The organism is bacterium (genome assembly GCA_040755795.1).
Taxonomy (GTDB): domain Bacteria; phylum UBA9089; class CG2-30-40-21; order CG2-30-40-21; family SBAY01; genus JBFLXS01.
The window spans coordinates 1-1,395 of the sequence record JBFLXS010000683.1 but is presented as its reverse complement, the minus strand read 5'-3'; the positions used below and the strand labels follow the sequence as shown (position 1 = coordinate 1,395).

1 protein-coding gene is annotated in these 1,395 nt (G+C 36.5%); it reads left to right on the top strand.

Going from position 1 to position 1,395, the window contains the following annotated elements:
- The coding region (locus AB1414_20900) for a PorV/PorQ family protein (GenBank protein MEW6609870.1) at positions 1 to 829 on the top strand (829 nt) is incomplete at its 5' end.
- Positions 830 to 1,395 lie beyond the last annotated feature (566 nt).

Genomic DNA, 1,395 nt, shown 5'->3' with positions numbered 1-1,395 from the left:
ATTAGAGGATGAGATTTCCTCTTCATCAGCAGTAGATGTAGGTATATTATTTAAGCAGGATAATCTATCACTTGGTGCGTGTGTATCTAATCTTGGGACAAGGATTAAATTTATCAAAGAAAAGGAAGAATTACCCCTAAATTTAAAACTTGGTCTGGGATATAAATTATTAGATAATCGAGTCATCTTAGCCTTAGATATAAATCGACCAGTTGATAATGATATAAATTTTGGAGTTGGTACAGAATATCAAGCCACTAATAATTTATTTGTTAGAGCCGGGTATAATTCAAAGAATGATGTAGGGAATGGTATTAGTTTAGGCTGTGGTTTTAGAGTGAAAAACTTTTATCTTGACTACGGTTTTTTACCTTATGAGCAGATGGGAGATGTCCATCGGTTCTCCTTGCAATTTAAACTTAGTGAGCCTGTAGAAAGTAAGATACTTTCTAAAGAATCAAAGCAAACAATTCCAGAAAAGACAACATCTCTACCTGAACAGGAGGTAGAGAAAAAGGTAAGTGAATTGCCCAAAGAAACTATCAAAACTATAGAAACGATTAAAAAACCATCAAAGGAAATCACGCAATGGATAAAAGGGGAGAGATATAAAGTTACTGAAGGAAGTGTTAGCGGTGGTAACCGGGTTTGGTTGAGAATAGGCACTCCTAAGAGTCGGCAGACATATTCCCTTGAGAAAGGAACTCAGATTGAATATCTTGGAGAAGAGAAAAAGGGGTTTTACAGGGTGGTAGTTACTAGCGAAGGGGTATATAAAGGCAGACAGGGTTGGATTTGGGGCGGTTCCTTTGAAAAAGCTGAGGATTAAAGGGTGAGTAATTGTTTTTGGAACTATTAGGGATAAGAAAATGAACCGCAGAGACGCAGAGATACAGAGAGGAAACCAGGAGGATAATAATATCTCCGCGGACTCTGTGCTTCGGCGGTGAACAGTTACAAATTTTCGACCTGTGCGATTAAACTAATTCATCGCAGAGACGCAAAGGGAAAATAAATGTAAAATGTAAAATAGGAAATGAAAAATGGGAAATTTTAGTACTTCGCAAGACTCATTACCTTTCAGTTATACATTTTCATTTTATATTTCTCATTGGACATTATCCATTTTACATTTAACCGCACAGGTTACAAATTTTGATGCAGACCTATTTACAACTTTGCTCTTTGACAATTTAAGATGTTTTTTGTGTTGACAGAGGAAAGAAAGGCGTGGTATAATGGTTCGACAAGCTCACCATGATAAATTGATGAGTAATGAGGTGGAGATATGGAGAAGAAAGTTAGAGGACATAAGGAAAAGGCAAAAGGCAAAAAAAAGCGAGAGAGGAAAATTTCCTTTAAGATTCCAAAGTTTCTTAGGCTAAAGGATGAGCC